Below are 18,643 nucleotides of genomic sequence, written 5' to 3' on the forward strand. Positions count from 1 at the left end.
TCCTCAAGCACATGAAGTTCAGGTAACCCTCTTGCACCATGCCCAGGTCTCCCGTTCGAGACAAGGCCCTACGGGGGGCCGCATTGTCCCGCTCCACCCCGGGAGGGCAGGATGACGTGCATGACGCACGCGATGCAGAAGGGCTCGAACATCCCGGTGGCCGCCGTGGCGGTCCGGGCGGTGCTGCGCTGGACCGGCGGCCCCGAGGTGCCGGACGTGGACGCCTCCGCGCTGCTCGTGGGCCCGGACGGCCGGGTGCGTTCGGACGAGGACTTCGTCTTCTACAACCAGCCCCGGCACCCCTCGGGAGCCGTCTGGCGGCTCGGCAAGAAGCAGATCGGCGACGCGATCACCGACGCCGTCCAGGCGGACCTGCGGACGGTGACGCCGACGGTGGACCGGATCCTGGTGGTCGCCTCCGCCGAGGACGTCCCCTTCCAGCGGGTCCACGACCTGCGGATCCTCCTCTACGACGCCACCGCGACCGGTGGCTCCGAACCGCTGGCCTACTTCGACGTACAGCCCGAGACCGGCGCCGAGACGGCGCTGATCTGCGGGGAGCTGTACCGCCGGGGCGAGGGGTGGAAGTTCCGCGCGCTGGGCGAGGGCTACTCCGACGGGCTGGTGGGCCTGGCCACCGACCACGGGATCTCGGTCGACGAGAACGCCGCCGAGGCCGCCGCGAGCCCGGCGGCGGGGCCCACCTCCGAGCAGACGACGGCGATGGCCCCGCCGGCTCCGCCCACGCAGGCCCCGCCGCCCGTCCAGCCCGCCTACGGGTACCCGCAGCCGGTGTCGCCGGCGCCGGTGCCGGGTCCGGGCGGCGACCCGTCCTTCCGGCTGCCGGTGCAGGGTCCGCAGTTCATCCGCCGCTGAGCCGGTACCGCCCCGTCGGTGACGCCGCCGGGGCTCCGGTCAGCTCTTGGTGCTCTTGTAGCCCCGCCCCCATTGGAGCCCCCAGCCGTACAGCCGGTCCAGCTCGGCCTGGAACCCGTACACGAACTTCACCTCGCGCCGCACGACCAGCTCGCCCTTGACCTTCTCCAGGGAGACCACCGCGCAGGAGCGGGCCTGCGGGTGCCGCTCGTCCAGCGGGATCTCGATCCTCGGCCCCGTGACGGGGAAGAGGGTCACCATGGCGTGCGTCCGGTCGAAGGCCGGGGTCTGGTCGTAGATGTAGACGAAGACCAGCAGCCGCTTGATCTCGTCGGCGTGGTCGAGGTTGATGTAGAGGGTCTCCCCTGAGGCCGAACCGAACCGGTCGTCCCCGCTGAGCTTGACGTACGGCGGGTCGTTGAGGTCGCCCAGCAGGTTCCCCAGCGGCTGCACGGCGCCACGGGTGCCGTCGGTCAGCTCGTACAGGCAGCCCATGTCGAGGTCGACGTTGACCATGCCCTGGGTGTGCGCCTGCACCATGTCCGGCTTGAACAGCTTGAACGGGTGCCGGAAGAGCTGGCCGCTCTGGCCCGAGCGACCGCCGATGTCCGAGGTGCGCATCCGCCAGGACAGATTGACGCGCAGATTGCCGTGGACGGCCCCCTGTTTGGTGAGCGACACCGTCGCGTGCCGCTTGGTCAGCTCGATCGCGTTCGACGAGGCGCTGCCCGACTGGAACTGCACGGCGCGGCTGCCCATGATGCCGTCGAAGAAGCCCATCCCCTTACCCCCCTGATCCCCTGGTCCCCTGATCCCTGTGGAGCCTACGGAAGCGGGGCGGCCCTCCGGGTCCGTGGACCCGGTGGACCGCCCCGCAGTTGAGCGTTCCGCATTACCGCCGCGGTCATGCCTCGGCGGTGGAACCCTCCAGTTCCAGGCGCTTGTTGCGGCGCACCGAGGACCAGAAGGACCATCCGATGAGCAGCACGCCGACGAGACCCGTGATGATCTCGTTGATCTCGTACTGGATGGTGACGAGCAGGATCACGGCGAGGGCGCCGATGGCGTAGTGCGCGCCGTGCTCCAGGTAGACGTAGTCGTCGAGGGTGCCCTGGCGGACCAGGTAGACGGTCAGCGAACGGACGTACATGGCACCGATGCCGAGGCCGAGGGCCATGAGCACGATGTCGTTGGTGATGGCGAAGGCGCCGATGACCCCGTCGAAGGAGAAGGAGGCGTCGAGGACCTCGAGGTAGAGGAACATGAAGAAGGCGGCCTTGCCGGCCATGGCGACGGCCGAGACGGGCTTGCCGCTCCGCTTGGCTTCTTCCTCGGCCTCGTGCTCGGCCTCCTCCTCTTCCTCCAGCTTGTTCTCGAAGTAGCCGGAGAGGCCGCCGACGACCATGTAGGTGATCAGGCCGAGGATGCCGGAGATCAGGACGGTCTGCGCCTTGTCCACGTGGATGCCACCGTGCTGGTGGGCGTTGGCCCCGACGGTCATCGAGGCGATGGCCAGAACGATCAGCGCGATGCAGGCGGACAGCATGTCGACCTTGCCGAGCTTGGCGAGCGGACGCTCCAGCCAGGCGAGCCACTTGATGTCACGGTCCTCGAAGATGAAGTCGAGGAAGATCATCAGCAGGAACATGCCACCGAACGCGGCGATGGACGGGTGAGCGTCGGTGACGAGCTGCTCGTACATCTCCTTGTCGTTGATGGCCAGTTCCACGGCCTCGATGGGCCCGATCTTGGCGCTGATCGCGACGATCACAACGGGGAAGACCAGTCGCATACCGAAGACCGCGATGAGCACGCCGATGGTGAGGAAGATCTTCTGCCAGAAGGCATTCATCTTCTTCAGGATTCCGGCGTTGACCACCGCATTGTCGAAGGACAGCGAGATCTCGAGGACGGACAGGATCGCCACGATCCCGAAGGCCTGCCACCCCCCGTAGAACACCGCTGCGACCAGACCGAGCGCAGTGATTGCGAACGACCAGCCGAAGGTTTTGAGAACCACTGGCACCCCATCGTCTTGTACGGCTTTACGAAACGTTGACCCCGAAGTCTAGAGCGATGCCTCGGAGCCCCGACGCGTACCCCTGCCCCACCGCACGGAACTTCCATTCGCCCCCGTACCGGTAGACCTCGCCGAAGATCATCGCGGTCTCGCTGGAGGCGTCCTCAGAGAGGTCGTAGCGGGCCAGTTCCTGGCCGTCGGCCTGGTTCGCCACGCGGATGAAGGCGTTACTGACCTGGCCGAAGCTCTGCCGGCGGCTGTCCGCCTCGTGGATGGAGACCGGGAAGACTATCTTGTCCACCCGGGCCGGCACCTTGGTCAGGTCGATGATGATCGACTCGTCGTCGCCGTCACCCTCGCCGGTGAGATTGTCCCCCGTGTGTTCGACGGAGCCGTCGGGGCTCTTCAGGTTGTTGTAGAAGACGAAGTACTCGTCCCCCAGCACCCGGCCGCTGTTGCAGAGCAGCGCGCTGGCATCGAGGTCGAAGTCGGCTCCCGTGGTCGAGCGCGCGTCCCATCCAAGACCGATCAGCACCCTGGTGAGGTTCGGTGCGGCCTTGGACAGGGAGACATTGCCCCCCTTGGCGAGTGTGACGCCCATGTTGTGGTCCTCCCCGGACGACGGTGTGGCGGTGTGGCGGTGTGGCGGTGTGGCGGTGCAGTGCACGTGTACAGCGATGTGGTGAAGCGCGTCCGGCGCCGTACACACAGTGCACGGCGCCGGACGGATGGACTGCTCGGGGTCAGACGTTGACGCCGAAGTCCTGCGCGATGCCGCGCAGACCGGAGGCGTAGCCCTGGCCGATGGCGCGGAACTTCCACTCCGCGCCGTTGCGGTACAGCTCGCCGAAGACCATGGCGGTCTCGGTCGAGGCGTCCTCGGAGAGGTCGTAGCGGGCGAGCTCGGTGTTGTCGGCATGGTTCACGACGCGGATGTACGCGTTGCGGACCTGGCCGAAGCTCTGCTGGCGGCTCTCGGCCTCGTAGATCGAGACCGGGAAGACGATCTTGGCTACGTCGGCGGGAACGCCGGCGAGGTTGACCTTGATCGCCTCGTCGTCGCCCTCGCCCTCACCGGTGGTGTTGTCACCGGTGTGCTCGACCGAGCCGTCGGGGCTCTTCAGGTTGTTGAAGAAGACGAAGTTCGCGTCGCTGGTGACCTTGCCCTGGTCGGTGGTCAGGATCGCGCTGGCGTCGAGGTCGAAGTCGACGCCGGTGGTGGTGCGAGCATCCCAGCCCAGACCGACGATGACCGCCGTCAGGTTAGGCGCGGCCTTGGTCAGCGAGACGTTGCCGCCCTTGCTGAGGCTGACTCCCACGGGTCCTCCATTGGGTTCTGTGTGGGGCGGTGCCCCGTCGTGCGGTTGCTACCGGATCAACGTTTCGATCCTAGTGACGGGTTCCCGCCCGTAAGCGGTTTTCGCAGGGAACTGCGCGTACGGCCCGGGCAGACTCGCTCAGAGGCTGTCGAGCGCCTTGATGTACTCGTTCAGGTCACGTGCGTCGGGCAGCCCGTTGACCACGGTCCAGCGCACCACGCCGTCCTTGTCGATGATGAAGGTGCCGCGGACCGCACAGCCCTTCGCCTCGTCGAAGACGCCGTACGCGCGGGAGGTCTCCCCGTGCGGCCAGAAGTCCGACAGCAGCGGGTAGTCCAGGCCCTCCTGCTCCCCGAAGACCCGCAGGGTCGGCACGGAGTCGTTGGAGACCGCGAGGAGCTGCACGTCGTCGTTCTGGAAGCGCGGGAGCTGGTCGCGCAGCTCGCACAGCTCGCCGGTGCAGACTCCCGTGAAGGCGAACGGGTAGAAGAGCAGCACCACGGCCTTCTCGCCGCGGAAGTCGGAGAGCCGCACGGTGGCGCCGTGGTTGTCCTTGAGCTCGAAGTCCGGGGCCTTGTCGCCGACCTCGATCGCCATCTGTCGCATCCCTTCGTTCCTGCATGACTGCGTTGGGCTGTTCGGGTGAGAGACAGCTTAGGGCGGCCGGGGCCTCGAACGCGTACACCCCGCCGACCGGGGTCGACGGGGTGTACGAGATGTCCTCGAGGGACGCTGCTCAGCGCTTCTTGGCGGCAGTCTTGGGCGTCACCAGCTTGGTGGCGGCCCACTCCTTGCCGACGGGAGCGCCCTTGGCCAGCGAGAGACCTGCGGTCTCCGCGGCTTCCTGGATGTCGCTGGCCTCGACGTAGCCGGGACGGCCCGTCTTGGGGGTCAGCAGCAGGATCAGTGCGCCGTCCTCGATCAGCTCGGTGGCATCGACCAGTACGTCCGCCAGATCGTCGGCGTCGGGTTCCTCTCGGAACCACAGCAGTACGGCGTCCGCGACGTCGTCGTAGTCCTCGTCGACGAGTTCGCCGACGAGCTCCTCGACGACATCACGAAATTCCTGATCGACGTCGTCGTCGTAGCCGATCTCCTGGACCACCTGTTCGGACTGGAAACCCAGCCGGGCGGCCAGGCTCTCCGCGTGGTCCGCGGTCGCGCTCACGGGGTGCCTCCTGCTCATGTTCGGTGAATGTCTTCGGCGGCGCGCGTACGCGCAGCATTGGGCGTAGTCCACACGGGCGCGGCGGATCGCGCAAGTACCCGGCCGCCGAGACCGTCGAAACGGTGACGATTGCGGCCGTCTCGCCGCAACTTTCAGCGTTCCCGTGTGCACCTCTGGTGACTCATCCCACACCATTCCAGCTCATTCGGCATCATCGGCGGCCCTCGCCGGCTTTCCTACCTGTTTGAGCGACGAACGGTCTCACGGAGCCGGCGTCCGGCTCGGGCGTAAGATCGCGGTCTGTCTGGACCCGCCACCGATCTTCCGGCCATTACCCGGTGGTAAAGATGACGATTTCGGCCGAGCGTAAGAGCATGGGAGGCGGCGCCCCCCAGATACGGCTTCAGCACGACTCCCCCGACAGCGAAGGAACAGCGTGGCTTCCGCATCCGATCGCAATCCGATCATCATTGGCGGCCTGCCGAGTCAGGTCCCGGACTTCGATCCGGAGGAGACGCAGGAGTGGCTCGACTCCCTGGACGCCGCAGTCGACGAGCGGGGCCGTGAACGCGCCCGCTACCTGATGCTGCGGCTGATCGAGCGGGCCCGCGAGAAGCGCGTGGCCGTTCCCGAAATGCGCAGCACGGACTACGTCAACACGATCGCCACCAAGGACGAGCCGTTCTTCCCCGGCAACGAGGAGATCGAGCGCAAGGTTCTGAACGCCACCCGGTGGAACGCGGCCGTCATGGTCTCGCGCGCCCAGCGTCCCGGGATCGGGGTGGGCGGCCACATCGCCACCTTCGCCTCCTCCGCCTCCCTCTACGACGTGGGCTTCAACCACTTCTTCCGGGGCAAGGACGAGGGCGACGGCGGCGACCAGATCTTCTTCCAGGGCCACGCCTCCCCCGGCATCTACGCCCGCGCCTACCTCCTGGACCGGCTCTCCGAGCAGCAGCTCGACGCGTTCCGCCAGGAGAAGTCGAAGGCCCCGTACGGCCTTTCCAGCTACCCGCACCCGCGGCTGATGCCGGACTTCTGGGAGTTCCCGACCGTCTCGATGGGCCTCGGCCCGCTCGGCGCGATCTACCAGGCCCGGATGAACCGGTACATGGAGGCGCGCGGGATCGCGGACACCTCCAAGTCCCACGTTTGGGCGTATCTCGGTGACGGCGAGATGGACGAGCCGGAGTCGCTCGGCCAGCTGTCGATCGCCGCCCGCGAGGGCCTGGACAACCTGACCTTCGTGGTCAACTGCAACCTGCAGCGGCTCGACGGCCCGGTGCGCGGCAACGGCAAGATCATCCAGGAGCTGGAGTCGCAGTTCCGCGGGGCCGGCTGGAACGTCATCAAGCTGATCTGGGACCGGTCCTGGGACCCGCTGCTGGCCCAGGACCGCGACGGCATCCTGGTCAACAAGATGAACACCACCCCGGACGGGCAGTTCCAGACGTACGCCACCGAATCGGGCGCGTACATCCGCGACCACTTCTTCGGGGACGACCAGCGGCTGCGCGCCATGGTCGAGAACATGACCGACTACCAGATCCAGCACCTGGGCCGGGGCGGGCACGACCACAAGAAGGTCTACGCGGCGTACGCGGCGGCCAAGGCCCACAAGGGCCAGCCGACGGTGATCCTGGCGCAGACGGTCAAGGGCTGGACGCTCGGCCCGAACTTCGAGGGCCGCAACGCGACGCACCAGATGAAGAAGCTGACGGTCGACGACCTCAAGCGCTTCCGCGACCGCCTGCACATCCCGATCACCGACCAGCAGCTGGAGGGCGGGGCGCCGCCGTACTACCACCCGGGCCGCAACTCCCCCGAGATCCAGTACATGCACGACCAGCGCAGCTCACTGGGCGGCTACGTGCCGACCCGCGTGGTGCGCGCCAAGCCGCTGGAGCTGCCGGGCGACGCGACGTACGCGGCCGCCAAGAAGGGCTCGGGCCAGCAGTCGATCGCCACCACGATGGCCTTCGTCCGCATCCTGAAGGACCTGATGCGGGACAAGGAGATCGGCAAGCGGTTCGTGCTGATCGCGCCCGACGAGTACCGCACCTTCGGTATGGACGCGTTCTTCCCGAGTGCCAAGATCTACAACCCGCTGGGCCAGCAGTACGAGGCGGTCGACCGCGACCTGCTGCTCGCGTACAAGGAGTCGCCGACCGGCCAGATGCTGCACGACGGCATCTCGGAGGCGGGCTGCACGGCCTCGCTGATCGCCGCGGGTTCGGCGTACGCGACGCACGGCGAGCCGCTGATCCCGGTCTACGTCTTCTACTCGATGTTCGGTTTCCAGCGCACGGGTGACCAGTTCTGGCAGATGGCCGACCAGCTGGCGCGCGGCTTCGTCCTCGGCGCGACCGCCGGGCGGACCACCCTGACGGGTGAGGGCCTGCAGCACGCCGACGGTCACTCCCAGCTGCTCGCCTCGACGAACCCGGGCTGCGTGGCGTACGACCCGGCCTACGGCTACGAGATCGCGCACATCGTCAAGGACGGTCTGCGGCGCATGTACGGGCCGGAGGCGGAGGACGTCTTCTACTACCTGACCGTCTACAACGAGCCGATCCAGCACCCGGCCGAGCCGGCGGACGTCGACGTGGACGGCATCCTCAAGGGCATCCACCGGGTGTCGCGGGGCACCTCGGGCATCGTCGGGGCGCAGCTCATGGCCTCGGGCGTGGCGGTGCCGTGGGCGCTGGAGGCGCAGCGGATCCTGGCCGCGGAGTGGAACGTCCGGGCGGACGTCTGGTCGGCGACCTCCTGGAACGAGCTGCGCCGCGAGGCGGTCGAGGTGGAGCAGCACAACCTGCTCCACCCGGAGGAGGAGCAGCGCGTTCCGTACGTGACGCGGAAGCTGTCGGGTGCGGAGGGGCCGTTCGTGGCGGTCTCGGACTGGATGCGTTCGGTCCCGGACCAGATCTCGCGGTGGGTGCCCGGGCCGTACACCTCGCTGGGCGCGGACGGCTTCGGTTTCGCGGACACGCGCGGTGCGGCCCGGCGGTTCTTCCACATCGACGCGCAGTCGGTGGTCCTGGCGACGCTCACCGAGCTCGCGAAGACCGGTCAGGTCGACCGTTCGGTGCTGAAGCAGGCCGTCGACCGGTACCAGCTGCTGGACGTGGCGGCGGCCGACCCGGGCGCGGCGGGCGGAGACGCCTGACGCCTGCGGCGTGCCCGGCGGGGTGAGGGCGGGCCGGCGGGTCCCGGTCCGCCCCGCCCCGCCCCGCGCGCGCACGGCGTGCGGACCCGGCGCGGGTCCCGGCTCCGGCCGGGGCCCGCGCTTCTTTACGCGTTGCCTACGATGCTCGGCATGAAGGAACCCTCCCGTCAGGCGCAGTGGGAACGCCGTACTCAGGCCCCGCTGCTGGTGCTCGCCCTGGCCTTCGCCGTCGCGTACGCCGTGCCGATCGTCGCCCCCGACGCGGACGCGGGAGTGCACCGGGCGTGCTCGCACGCGGAGTGGGTGGTGTGGGGGGCCTTCGCCCTCGACTACATGGTCAGGCTCGGGCTCTCGCGGGACCGCCGGCACTTCGTGCGGACCCACTGGCTGGACCTGGCGGCCGTGGTGCTGCCGCTCGTGCAGCCGCTGCGGCTGCTGCGGCTGGTCGCCACGCTGATGCTGGTGGGCCGGCGAGCCCGGATGGCCCCGCAGATCCAGCTGACGACGTACGTGGCCGGGGCGGTCGTGGGGCTGCTGATGTTCGGCTCGCTGGCGGTGCTGAGCGTGGAGCGGGACGCCCCCGACGGGAACATCAAGAACCTGGGCGACGCCGTGTGGTGGTCCTTCACCACGATGACGACGGTCGGGTACGGGGACCACTCGCCCACCACCGGACTCGGCCGGGTCCTGGCCGTGGGCCTGATGCTGTCGGGGATCGCCCTGCTCGGTGTGGTGACCGCCAACATCGCCGCCTGGTTCATCTCCCGCTTCGACCGCGACGACCAGGCGGATCGGCTCCAGCTGGCGGCCATCCGGGAGCTCCGGGAGGAGGTGCGGGCGCTGCGCGGCGAGGTCGCCCGGCTGGGCGGCGCGGGGGCCACGGGCGGGGCCGCGGCCGGAGCCGCACCGGCACCGGCACCAGCACCCGCACCCGCACCCGCACCCGCACCCGCACCCGACCGGCCGAACGCCCCGGCGCAGCGGGGAGCTACCTCTCCCACACCTTGAACGCCCGCACCTGGTAGGGCGACTGGGGCAGCCAGACCCCGTCGCCCGGGTAGGTCTGGAACTCGCCGGTCTCCGCGCACTCCGCCGACTGGTACGTGGTCACCGGCCGCCCGGTGCGGTTGGTGAGCGACTGGGCGCTGGTCCCGGCGGGCAGCGCGGTGCAGCTGTCGACGGCCAGGGTGCTGAGCTCGTGGGTCCGCTTGGTGCCCTTGAACTCCGGTTTCGCCCACAGGCACAGCTGCCCGGTCGCGCAGGCCCCGAGGGTCGGCGGGCCCGCAGCCTGGGCCGTGGTGGCCGTACTCGGGATGAGGGCGGTGAGGGCCAGGACGGTCGCGGCCAGGACCGTGGTGACGCGCGTGGTTCCACACGTACGCATGACGGGTCAACTCCTTGTGGACGGCGGGCGCCCGGACCGATTCCGAGGCCTCGCTGACACCACGCTGACCTGCGGTGACGGGCGGGCGGAAGGGGCCCCGGGCGGGTCCACCCGGATAGGCGACGGCCCAGCCGGAACCGTCCGGCGGGGCCGTCGTACGTATGGAGTTGACGCTTCCGGGAGCCGTCGGAGCGGGCCCGCGCCCGTTCCGGCGGGGGTGGCGCCCCGGACGGCGGCCGACCCGAACGTGTCATGCGCGGCCGGTCGCACGCGCGGGCCCGCGGCGGCGGACGGCCCTTCGCAAACGGCTTAACGCGACGGTCGCGGCCCGCCGGTCACCGGTACGCTGACCGCCCACTCGGCGTCGGAAGGGAGCCCCGGAGTGATGATCGACGAGCGGTCGGCGCCGGCGGCACCGGTGCCCGGACTGCGTGAACGCAAGAAGCGCCGCACCCGGGACGCGCTGCTGCGCGCCGCGCTCCCGCTCTTCCTCTCCCAGGGGTACGAGCGCACCACCGTCGACGAGATCACCGACGCCGTGAACGTGTCCCAGCGCACCTTCTTCCGCTACTTCGCCAACAAGGAGGAGGTCGTCTTCGCCGTCCAGGACCTGACCGAGGCGCACTTCGTCGCCTCCCTGCACGCCCGGCCGGCCGCCGAGGGCCCCCTCGAAGCCATGCGGGGCGCGGCGCTCGCCGCCTGGGACACCGTCGAGGAGGCCCTCGCCGACGTGGTCCCCGTCGACCTCTACATGCGCAGCTGCCGGCTGATCGAGTGCACCCCGGCCCTGCTCGCCGTGCACCTGCGGCGCTCCACCGAGCTGGAGGAGCGGATCTCCCGGCTGATCGCCGCCCGGGAGGGCCTGGACGTGGACGCCGATCCGCGGCCGAGGGTGGCCGTCGCCGCGTTCTGCGGCGTGATGCGGGTCACGGGGCGGCTCTGGGGGCAGGGCGACGACACCAGCGTGGCCGCGATCCGGCGGCTGACGGAGGCCTACCTCGACCGCATCGGCCCGTCGCTGGCCGCGGGCTGGCGCCCGGAGGCGGCCGGGACCTGATCGCCAGGACTCCCGGGGGAGTTGTAGCGGATCACCCGCGTTCCGTAAGGGGTCCCACGGTCGGCCGTGAGTCCTGTCACCCAGGGCGCCACTGCCCGTGGAGGTCTCCTACGCTGGTCCCAGTGAATCTGTCCGGCCTCGCCCATCCCCCCGTTCCCGGCGCCGACCCGCGCCCTGCCGCCCTGCGCGCGCTGCTCGCGCTGGCGGTGGTCTTCATCATGCTGGCGACCACCGGCTGGACGGCCGTGCACCGGCCCGAGGGGGGCACCCCGCTGCGGGCCGCCGCGCTCCAGGCCTGGACCAAGGCCCGGATCGACGGCCGCCCGGTGCCGCCCGCGGACGCCCCCGTACGGACGGTGGCCCGGTTCTTCGCGGGCCTCGACGGAGCGCAGCGGGCCCGGCTCGCCGACGGCTACCCCTTCGTCGTGGGCAACCTCGACGGGGCTCCCGCCGCCACCCGCTACCGGGCCAACCTGCACGGCCTGGAGCAGGCCCGCCGGGTCGAGGACGCCCGCAGCCGCGACGTGGCCCTGACCCCGGCCGACCGGGCGGAGGCCACCCGTCGCTCCCACCGCTTCGCCTCGCTCGCCGACCCCGGCCGGCAGATCCTCACCTTCGATCCCACCGGCGGCGGCCGCGTGGCCGAGGTCTTCGGTGACCTCGACCGGGCCCGCCGGGTCTCGGTGATCGTGCCCGGTGTCGACACCGACGCGCTCACCTTCGAGCGCACCCAGCGCCGCCTGACCTCACCCGTCGGCATGGCCGAGTCCCTGTACGCGGCGCAGCGCGCGGTCGCGCCGGACAGCCGGACGGCGGTCATCGCCTGGGCTGGCTACACCGCGCCCACCGGGGTGGGGGTGGACGCCGCCACGGGCCGGATGGCCGTCGACGGCGCGGTCCGGCTGAAGGCGCTGACCGCGTCCCTGCCCGGGGGCTCGGGCGTGGCGCTGTTCTGCCACAGCTACGGATCGGTGGTGTGCGGGGTCGCCGCGCACGAGCTGCCGGCCCGGGTGACGGACGTGGTGGTGGCGGGCAGCCCCGGGATGCGCGCTTCGAGCGTCGAGGGCCTGCACACCTCGGCCCGGGTCTGGGCGACGCGGGACGAGGGCGACTGGATCGCGGACGTACCGCACCTGGAGGTCGGCGGGGTCGGCCACGGCGCCGATCCGGTGTCCCCGGAGTTCGGGGCTCGGCTGCTGTCCTCGGCCAGGGCCAAGAGCCACACCGGCTATTTCGCGCCAGAGACGGACTCGGTGGAGAACTTCGCCAAGATCGGAACCGGCGCGTTCGCTTCCGTTGTCTGCGCGACCGGGGACGACGCCTGCCGGCGTGGAATTTCCGGGACAGAGGCGGACTGACGCGCGTAGAGGCGCGGAAAACGGGCCCGGCACCGAGGGGGGACGTGCGGGGGCGCCGCCCTTTACGATGTGCCGCATGGGTGACGTACTGGCCGGAAATCATGCCGTCTGGGAGTTCGACTCGGACTCGGTGCTCATCCGCTTCTCACGGGGGATACGAACGCCGAGAGTGCCGAGGCTCCTGCACGCCCTCGGCTCGCGCCGGATCCCCCTCGAAGTGGTGTCCGAGGTGACCGTGACCGCCGGGAAGCGGGACACGGTGGTTCTGCGTGCCGTCCCGCGGCCGGGCGCGGATCCGCTGATGGAGGCCGCCGCCGGGCAGCTGAAGGAGAACTGCGACCCGTACCGGCTGGTGCTGCCCGGCGACCGGGCGCCGCACGCCGCCGCGTTCGCGGACGCCCTGCGCTCCCGGCTGGGGCCGGAGGCCGCCGAACCGGCCGACCGCTTCCTGGTCGACGTACCGCAGCCGCCGGTCCACCTGAAGGCGTTCGACGCCCGGGTGGGTTTCGACGGATCGGCGGTCACCTTCCAGTGGTCCCGTACCGGCGCCACCAGCACCAAGTGGAAAGCCGGCGATCAGCGCGTCCCGCTGGCCGCCCTCACCGGCGTCGAGTGGTACTCCCCGGAGGGCCCGGGCGGCCACCTGAGGCTCCGCATGCGGGACACCCCCTCCGATCCGCGCCCCGACCACGACCTGACGGCGGCCGTCTTCGGCGTGGGCTACGGGGCGGTGCACGAGTCGCTGCCGTTCGCGGCCGCGGTCCTGGCCGCGCTGCGCGGCCGCGCCCGCGTCGCCGCCGTGGGATCCGTCCCGGCGGCGCGCACCGGGGGCGACCGGATGCGACACCTGGACGAGCTGCACAGTGCGGGACTCCTCACGGACGCCGAGTACGTGGAGCTGCTGGACCGTTTCCGGGCCTAGTCCCGCCAGGGGGTGTCCGGGCGTCGAGGTCCGTACCAACACGCCCGACGCAGAGCCCCGTTGACAGCATCCGTCTCGTGCAGCATTCTTTCACTACTTAACTAGCGAAAGGGTGCTGCACGTGCTGGAATACCGCATCGACCGGCGCAGCGGCATGGCCACCTATCTGCAGATCGTCCACCAGACCAAGCAGGCCCTGCGCCTGGGACTACTGGAACCGGGCGACAAGCTGCCCACCGCGCGCGAGGTCGTCGAGGCGACGGCCATCAACCCGAACACGGTGCTCAAGGCCTACCGGGAGCTGGAACGCGAGGGCCTCGTGGAAGGGCGGCGGGGCATGGGCACCTTCGTGCGGAGGTCCCTGGGCGGCGCGCCGGCCGACTCCCCCCTGCGGGAGGAACTGGCCGACTGGGCACGGCGCGCGCACGCCGCCGGAATGGAACGGGACGACGTGGCCGCGCTCTTCACATCCGTACTGGACCAACACTTCAAGGGGGAAGACGCGTGACGGATGATCCGGTGATCGAGGCGTCCCTACTCGGCGTGCGCTACGGACGCAGGCGGGGCTGGGCACTGCGCGACTGCTCCTTCCAGCTGCCCGCCCGGCGGGTCTGCGCGCTCGTCGGCCACAACGGCGCGGGCAAGTCGACCCTGCTCGCCCTCGCGGCAGGACTGCTCCGGCCGACCGAGGGCACCATCGACGCGCCGCCGCGCGAGGAGACGGCCTACGTGGGCCAGGACAAGCCCCTCTACCCGCAGCTGACCGTCGACGAGACCCTGCGCATGGGTCGCGAGCTCAACCCCGGCCGCTGGGACGCGAAGAGCGCGGAGCGGATCGTCGAGGAGGGCGGGCTCGACCGCACCGCCAAGGTCCGGACCCTCTCGGGCGGCCAGCGCACCCGGGTCGCGCTGGCCCTCGCCCTCGGAAAGCGCCCCGGCCTGCTCCTGCTGGACGAGCCGATGGCCGATCTCGACCCGCTCGCCCGGCACCAGCTCATGGGGACGCTGATGGCCGACGCCGCCGAGAACGGCACGTCCGTGGTGATGTCCTCGCACATCCTCACCGAGCTGGAGGGTGCCTGCGACCACCTGCTGCTCGTCGACGGCGGCCGGATCCGCCTCTCCGGCCCCGCCGACGAGGTCGTCGCGGCCCACCGCCTGCTCACCGGGCCCGCCACGGCCCTCACCGACCTCGCCGCGCACACCGTCGTCGAGTCCCGTACGGCGGGCCGCCAGCTCACCGCCCTCGCGAGGCTGCGCGGCCCGGTCGACACGGACACCTGGCAGACGGCCCACCCGTCCCTGGAGGAAGTCCTGCTCGCCCACCTGCGCTCTCCCGGGGCCCCGGCCCTCACCATCGGTCCCTTCGCCACCGAAGGGGCGCAAGCATGAGCGTGCTGACCTTGAAGGGCCCGCGCTGGGTCACGGTCCGCCAGCACCGGCGCGCCCTGTGGGCGCTGCCCGCCGCGTTCGCCGTGAGCCTCGCCGTCGTCGTCGCGCTGCGCTGGTGGGCGAGCCTCCCGTCCGGTCTGCGCTCGGACAACCCGGACGGCCCGCTGCGGGTGGGGATGGAGTACGCCGGCATGGCGTTGCTGCTCCTGCCCCTGCTGCTGGGGGCCTTCGTGGCCGGCCCGATGGTCGCCCGCGAGCTGGAGAGCGGCACCTACCGCCTCGCCCTGACCCAGTCGTCGACGCCCCGGGCCTGGCTCGCCTCGAAGATCACGGTGGCCGCCGTGGCCGCGGTGGCCTGCTCGGCCGCCCTGGCCGGGGTCTACCGCATCGGCTGGTTCCCGCTCGACGGCACGCACCAGTTCTCCTGGGCGGACCGGGGACCGTACGAAGCGCTCGGCACGGTGCTCGTCGCGTACTGCCTCCTGGGCGTGGCCGTCGGAGCCCTGGTCGGCCAGCTCGTACGGCGCACACTCGCCGCCATGTCGGTCACCGGCCTCGTCACCGGCCTGGTGATCGCGCTGCTCGGCGCCCTGCGGTGGTCCTTCCTGCCGGTACGGACCCTCACCACGTCGTCGGCCGAGACCGGGGTGCCGATGCCTGCGGGCGACACCTTGATGATGGACTCCGGACTCACCACGGCCTCGGGCGAGCGCCTGCCCGAGTGGACCTGCTTCGCACGCTCCCACAGGAGCAACGTGTGTCCCGACGACCTGAACGTGACCGGGTGGTACCTCGACTACCACCCGGCCACGCACTACTGGCCGACCCAGTCCATCGAGACGGCGGTGGTCCTGGCCCTGGCCGCCCTCGCCCTCTGGGCCGCCTTCGCGGTCCTGCGCACCCGGCACCGCTGAGGCGCGCGGCCAGGGCCCGCCTTCAGCTCAGGTCCTCGCCCTCGCGGGCCTCCGAGGTCGCGCTCATGTCCGGGTAGCGGTCGCCCGCGACCCGGGCTGCGATCGGCTCCAGGCGGGCCAGCTGCGTCGGTGTGAGGGCGATCCGGGTCGCGGCGGTGTTCTCGCGCAGCCGGCCCGGCTTGCGGGTGCCCGGGATGGGGACCACGGTCAGCCCGTGCACCTGCGCCCGCTGCTGCACCCAGGCCAGGGCGATCTGCGCCGGGGTCGCCCCCAGCTCCTCGGCGATCTCCCGGACCGGGGTCAGCAGCGCCGCGTTGGCCTTCGCGTTCTCGCCGGTGAACCGGGGCTGGTGGCGCCGGAAGTCGTCATGCGACAGCTCCGCGGTGGCGTCCGCGAAGGCCCCGGTCAGGAAGCCGCGGCCCAGCGGGGAGTACGGCACCAGCGCCACGCCCAGCTCCGCCGCCGCGGCCACCGCGCTGCGCTCCACGCTCCGGCTGAAGAGCGACCACTCCGACTGGAGCGCCGTGATCGGGTGGACGGCGTGCGCCTCGCGCAGTTCGGTGCCGGTCACCTCGCTGAGCCCGAGGTGGCGCACCTTGCCCTCCTGCACCAGCTCAGCCATGGCGCCGACCGACTCGGCGAACGGCACGGCGGGGTCGCGCCGGTGCATGTAGTAGAGGTCGATGACGTCCACGCCGAGGCGGCGCAGGCTGTCCTCGACGGCCCGGCGGACGTACGCGCGGTCGTTGCGCACGCCCCGGTGGGCGGGGTCGTCGGTGCGCTCTATGGCGAACTTCGTCGCCAGGGTGATCTCGTCCCGGTGAGCGGCCGCGAACGGGGCGAGGAACTCCTCGTTGCGCCCCCGGCCGTAGACGTCCGCGGTGTCGAAGAGGGTGACCCCGGCGGCCAGCGCCGCGTCCAGGGTCTCGCGGGCGGCCACCTCGTCGGTGTCCCCGTAGAACTCGCTCATGCCCATGCAGCCGAGGCCCTGGACGCCGGCCAGCGGGCCGCCCTTGCCGAGTTCGACCTGGTCGATCTTCGTGGCTTCCGTCATGGCTGTGCCTTCCCCGAGTAGATGCCGATCTTGTAGTCCAGTACGGCCAGCGCGTCCGTGAGCTCCGAGATCCGCGCCCGCACCTCGTGCCGCGTCCGTTCCAGCAGCTCGCGGCGCTCCCCGACGGTGTGCGCGCCCTCACGGACCAGTTCGGCGTACCGGACCATGTCCGCCACCGACATCCCGGTGGCGCGCAGCTTGCCCACGAAGGCCAGCCAGTCGAGGTCCTTGTCGGTGAAGCGCCGCTGCCCCGAATGGGAGCGGTCCACGTGCGGCATCAGGCCGATCCGCTCGTACCAGCGCAGGGTGTGCTGGGTCAGACCGGTCCGGGCCTCGACCTCGCTGATCGTGTACCGCGTCTGCGTCAGGCTCTGGCTCATGACCCCACGCTAAAACCCTGGAGTGCACTCCAAGCAAGTAGGCTCGGCCGCATGGAGAGCATGGAGGCCGTCAACGGCATGGAAAGCCTGCGGATCATCGAAACCTGGCCGGTGGACACGGCCGCGGCGGCCGTCGTACGCGCCGACGGGAGCCTCGCCGGCGCCCACGGGCCCGTCGACCACCGCTTCGCGCTGGCCTCCGTGACCAAGCCGCTGGCCGCGTACGCCGCCCTCGTCGCGTACGAGGAAGGGGCGATCGAGCTGGACGAGCCGGCCGGGCCCGAGGGGTCGACGGTCCGTCACCTGCTCGCGCACACCAGCGGCCTGGCCTTCGACGAGCACCGGGTGTCGGCCCCGCCCGGGGAGCGCCGGCTGTACTCCAACGCCGGCTTCGAGGTGCTCGGCGACCACATCGCCAAGGCCACCGGCATCCCCTTCGCGGAGTACGTGCACCAGGCGGTCTTCGAGCCGCTGGGCATGACGCGGACCACCCTGGAGGGCTCGCCCGCCAAGGACGGCGTCTCCACCGTGTCCGACCTGCTGCGCTTCGCCGCCGAGCTGCAGGCGCCCCGGCTGCTCGACGTCCGTACGGTCGCCGCGGCGACCTCCGTCGTGCACCCCGGGCTCAAGGGCGTCCTGCCGGGGTACGGGCACCAGTCGCCCAACGACTGGGGCCTCGGAGTCGAGATCCGCGACGGCAAGTCCCCGCACTGGACGGGCCTGTCCTCCTCGCCCCGCACCTTCGGCCACTTCGGCCAGGCCGGCACCTTCCTGTGGGTGGACCCGGACGCGCGCGCCGCGTGCGTGGCGCTGACGGACCGCGCCTTCGGCCCGTGGGCCGTGGCGGCCTGGACCCCGTTCACGGACGCGGTCCTGGCCGAACTGCGCTCTGCCTAGGGAAGTTCCCAGATCAACAGTTCCCCCGGGGACCCGGCGGTGATCTCCAGGTCCCGCTCGGCGGTGATCCGCACCGAGTCCCCGGGGCCCAGTTCCTCCCCGTCCAGGCGCAGGTCCCCCCGCACCACGTGCAGGTACACCCGCTCCGCCGCCGGCACGACCACCCGCTCGCCCGCGCCGGGCCGCCGCACGTGCAGTACGGCGCCGGCCGCGGGGACCTCGTAGGGCGTGCCGTCGGCGATGTCCCGGACCACCTCGTACGAGGGCTCGCCGCCCGCGGCGAGGGGCGCGAGCCACATCTGCACGAAGCGCAGCCGCCCGTCGCCGTCGTTGCGCTCCACGTGCCGCGCGCCGGATCCGGCGCTCAGCCGCTGCACGTCCCCGGCCCGGACCAGGCCCTTCTCGCCGGTGCTGTCCTGGTGCGTGAGCTCTCCCTCGAAGACCCAGGTCACGATCTCGGTGTGACTGTGCGGGTGCTCGTCGAATCCGGCACCCGCGGCGAGGACCTCCTCGTTGCAGGCCAGGACGGGGCCGAAGCGCAGATTGTCCGGGTCGTAGAACGACCCGAAGGAGAAGGCGTGCCGGGTGGTGATCCCTGCGGCCGGGTCCCCGCCCTCGTACCGGTCGGCGGCTCGGCGTACATCAATCATGGGGGCCACGGTAGACCCAGTCGCGGCACGGGGTCGCGGGCCCGGCCCGGTACCGGACTCCGCGCACCCGTCCCGATAAGGCA

General features: G+C 71.1%; 20 protein-coding genes. 10 read left to right on the forward strand and 10 right to left on the reverse strand.

Translation table 11 applies throughout. The features are described 5' to 3' along the window. Window positions 1-120: 120 nt before the first annotated feature. Window positions 121-876 carry a TerD family protein gene (locus OG332_RS13910; RefSeq protein ID WP_327413770.1) on the forward strand — a complete coding sequence of 252 codons (756 nt, stop codon included), beginning with the start codon at window positions 121-123 and terminating at the stop codon, window positions 874-876. Between the two features lie 39 nt (window positions 877-915). On the opposite strand, the gene OG332_RS13915 is transcribed toward OG332_RS13910, so the two are convergent. The 6 genes from OG332_RS13915 to OG332_RS13940 all read right to left on the reverse strand — a co-directional run bounded on the left by OG332_RS13915 (window position 916) and on the right by OG332_RS13940 (window position 5,383). After that, the gene (locus OG332_RS13915; protein WP_327413771.1) at window positions 916-1,656 is read right to left on the reverse strand and encodes a TerD family protein; all 741 of its coding nucleotides are present in this window, start codon (window positions 1,654-1,656) and stop codon (window positions 916-918) included. A 124-nt stretch (window positions 1,657-1,780) separates the two neighbouring features. Then, entirely contained in the window at window positions 1,781-2,896 is a 1,116-nt protein-coding gene (locus tag OG332_RS13920) for a DUF475 domain-containing protein (protein ID WP_327413772.1), read from the reverse strand. 25 nt (window positions 2,897-2,921) lie between these two features. After that, window positions 2,922-3,497 (reverse strand): TerD family protein, encoded by a 576-nt coding sequence (locus OG332_RS13925; protein ID WP_327413773.1) that lies wholly within the window; start codon window positions 3,495-3,497, stop codon window positions 2,922-2,924. A 142-nt stretch (window positions 3,498-3,639) separates the two neighbouring features. Further along, window positions 3,640-4,215: a TerD family protein gene (locus OG332_RS13930; RefSeq protein WP_327413774.1), complete on the reverse strand. Its 576-nt coding sequence runs from the start codon at window positions 4,213-4,215 to the stop codon at window positions 3,640-3,642. Window positions 4,216-4,353: 138 nt separating this feature from the next. Further along, a complete protein-coding gene (locus OG332_RS13935) occupies window positions 4,354-4,812 on the reverse strand; it encodes a peroxiredoxin (protein WP_327413775.1) in 459 nt (152 codons plus the stop codon). 139 nt (window positions 4,813-4,951) lie between these two features. Beyond that, entirely contained in the window at window positions 4,952-5,383 is a 432-nt protein-coding gene (locus OG332_RS13940; RefSeq protein ID WP_319721465.1) for a DUF3052 domain-containing protein, read from the reverse strand. Window positions 5,384-5,819: 436 nt separating this feature from the next. On the opposite strand from OG332_RS13940, the gene aceE reads away from it, so the two are divergent. Both aceE and OG332_RS13950 read left to right on the forward strand, forming a co-directional pair. Beyond that, window positions 5,820-8,552, forward strand: a complete 2,733-nt coding sequence (aceE, locus tag OG332_RS13945) for a pyruvate dehydrogenase (acetyl-transferring), homodimeric type (protein WP_327413776.1) — start codon at window positions 5,820-5,822, stop codon at window positions 8,550-8,552. Between the two features lie 150 nt (window positions 8,553-8,702). Then, window positions 8,703-9,560: a potassium channel family protein gene (locus OG332_RS13950; protein ID WP_327413777.1), complete on the forward strand. Its 858-nt coding sequence runs from the start codon at window positions 8,703-8,705 to the stop codon at window positions 9,558-9,560. Here OG332_RS13950 and OG332_RS13955 read toward each other — a convergent pair. Next, on the reverse strand, window positions 9,541-9,936 hold the full coding sequence (locus tag OG332_RS13955) for a peptidase inhibitor family I36 protein (RefSeq protein WP_327413778.1): 396 nt from the start codon (window positions 9,934-9,936) through the stop codon (window positions 9,541-9,543). The two genes, OG332_RS13950 and OG332_RS13955, sit on opposite strands and share 20 nt — an antisense overlap. Window positions 9,937-10,321: 385 nt before the next feature. Here OG332_RS13955 and OG332_RS13960 point away from each other — a divergent pair, with 385 nt between their 5' ends. The 6 genes from OG332_RS13960 to OG332_RS13985 all read left to right on the forward strand — a co-directional run bounded on the left by OG332_RS13960 (window position 10,322) and on the right by OG332_RS13985 (window position 15,579). Beyond that, window positions 10,322-10,993 carry a TetR/AcrR family transcriptional regulator gene (locus tag OG332_RS13960; RefSeq protein WP_327413779.1) on the forward strand — a complete coding sequence of 224 codons (672 nt, stop codon included), beginning with the start codon at window positions 10,322-10,324 and terminating at the stop codon, window positions 10,991-10,993. Between the two features lie 218 nt (window positions 10,994-11,211). After that, complete coding sequence (locus OG332_RS13965; RefSeq protein WP_327419221.1) at window positions 11,212-12,351, forward strand: alpha/beta hydrolase; 1,140 nt, start codon at window positions 11,212-11,214, stop codon at window positions 12,349-12,351. A gap of 76 nt (window positions 12,352-12,427) precedes the next feature. After that, window positions 12,428-13,273 (forward strand): DUF4429 domain-containing protein, encoded by an 846-nt coding sequence (locus tag OG332_RS13970; RefSeq protein ID WP_327413780.1) that lies wholly within the window; start codon window positions 12,428-12,430, stop codon window positions 13,271-13,273. Between the two features lie 121 nt (window positions 13,274-13,394). Further along, complete coding sequence (locus OG332_RS13975) at window positions 13,395-13,781, forward strand: GntR family transcriptional regulator (protein WP_327413781.1); 387 nt, start codon at window positions 13,395-13,397, stop codon at window positions 13,779-13,781. Between the two features lie 35 nt (window positions 13,782-13,816). Next, entirely contained in the window at window positions 13,817-14,665 is an 849-nt protein-coding gene (locus OG332_RS13980; protein ID WP_442816350.1) for an ATP-binding cassette domain-containing protein, read from the forward strand. Next, window positions 14,662-15,579, forward strand: coding sequence for an ABC transporter permease (locus tag OG332_RS13985; RefSeq protein ID WP_327413783.1), 918 nt, complete (start codon window positions 14,662-14,664; stop codon window positions 15,577-15,579). The genes OG332_RS13980 and OG332_RS13985 overlap by 4 nt, the downstream gene beginning before the upstream one ends. Window positions 15,580-15,601: 22 nt before the next feature. Here OG332_RS13985 and OG332_RS13990 read toward each other — a convergent pair whose 3' ends face one another. Both OG332_RS13990 and OG332_RS13995 read right to left on the reverse strand, forming a co-directional pair. Continuing rightward, window positions 15,602-16,633 carry an aldo/keto reductase gene (locus tag OG332_RS13990; protein WP_327413784.1) on the reverse strand — a complete coding sequence of 344 codons (1,032 nt, stop codon included), beginning with the start codon at window positions 16,631-16,633 and terminating at the stop codon, window positions 15,602-15,604. Then, window positions 16,630-17,013 carry a MerR family transcriptional regulator gene (locus OG332_RS13995; protein ID WP_319721477.1) on the reverse strand — a complete coding sequence of 128 codons (384 nt, stop codon included), beginning with the start codon at window positions 17,011-17,013 and terminating at the stop codon, window positions 16,630-16,632. The genes OG332_RS13990 and OG332_RS13995 overlap by 4 nt, the downstream gene beginning before the upstream one ends. A gap of 78 nt (window positions 17,014-17,091) precedes the next feature. On the opposite strand from OG332_RS13995, the gene OG332_RS14000 reads away from it, so the two are divergent. Beyond that, window positions 17,092-17,910, forward strand: a complete 819-nt coding sequence (locus OG332_RS14000; RefSeq protein ID WP_327419222.1) for a serine hydrolase domain-containing protein — start codon at window positions 17,092-17,094, stop codon at window positions 17,908-17,910. Here the strand turns inward: OG332_RS14000 and OG332_RS14005 are convergent. Continuing rightward, window positions 17,907-18,560 (reverse strand): pirin family protein, encoded by a 654-nt coding sequence (locus OG332_RS14005; protein ID WP_327413785.1) that lies wholly within the window; start codon window positions 18,558-18,560, stop codon window positions 17,907-17,909. The genes OG332_RS14000 and OG332_RS14005 overlap by 4 nt on opposite strands. Window positions 18,561-18,643 lie beyond the last annotated feature (83 nt).

It is taken from the genome of Streptomyces sp. NBC_01233, assembly GCF_035989305.1.
GTDB lineage: Bacteria > Actinomycetota > Actinomycetes > Streptomycetales > Streptomycetaceae > Streptomyces.